This is a genomic window from Streptomyces lancefieldiae (genome assembly GCF_031845825.1).
In the GTDB taxonomy this organism is placed as follows: Bacteria; Actinomycetota; Actinomycetes; order Streptomycetales; family Streptomycetaceae; genus Streptomyces; species Streptomyces lancefieldiae.
Map to the genome: position 1 here is coordinate 1 of NZ_JAVRFH010000363.1, position 425 is coordinate 425.

The window sequence follows — 425 nt, forward strand, 5'->3', positions numbered from 1 at the left end:
GTCGTTCAGCGTGCGGGTGAGCGCCGTGCGGAAGCCGGTGAGGTGGGTGCCGCCCTCGTGGGTGTTGATGTTGTTCGCGAAGGAGTAGACGGCCTCGTTGTAGGCCGCGGTCCACTGCATCGCGATCTCGAGGCTGCCCTCGGGCCCTCGGCCTCGAGGTACACGACGTCGCGCTGCACCGGGTCGCGCGACTCGTTGAGGTGCAGGACGAAGTCCCGGATGCCGCCCTCGAAGTGGTACTCGACGGTGCGGCCCTCGCCGCGCCGGTCGTCGAGCAGCACGTGGAGGCCCTTGGTGAGGAACGCCGTCTCGCGCAGGCGCTGGGCCAGCGTCTCGAAGTCGAAGTCCGGCTCCTCGAAGATCTCCGGGTCGGGGAGGAACGTGTGGGTGGTGCCCGTGTCGTCGGCGTCGCCGAGCCTGGTGAT

2 protein-coding genes are annotated in these 425 nt (G+C 69.2%); one reads left to right on the forward strand and one right to left on the reverse strand.

From position 1 onward, the window contains the following. A partial coding sequence (locus RM812_RS43285; protein WP_394816618.1) for a hypothetical protein occupies window positions 1-126 on the reverse strand: 126 nt, incomplete at its 3' end. A gap of 74 nt (window positions 127-200) precedes the next feature. On the opposite strand from RM812_RS43285, the gene RM812_RS42525 reads away from it, so the two are divergent. Continuing rightward, on the forward strand, window positions 201-425 hold a 225-nt coding region (locus tag RM812_RS42525), incomplete at its 3' end, for a hypothetical protein (protein WP_311586407.1).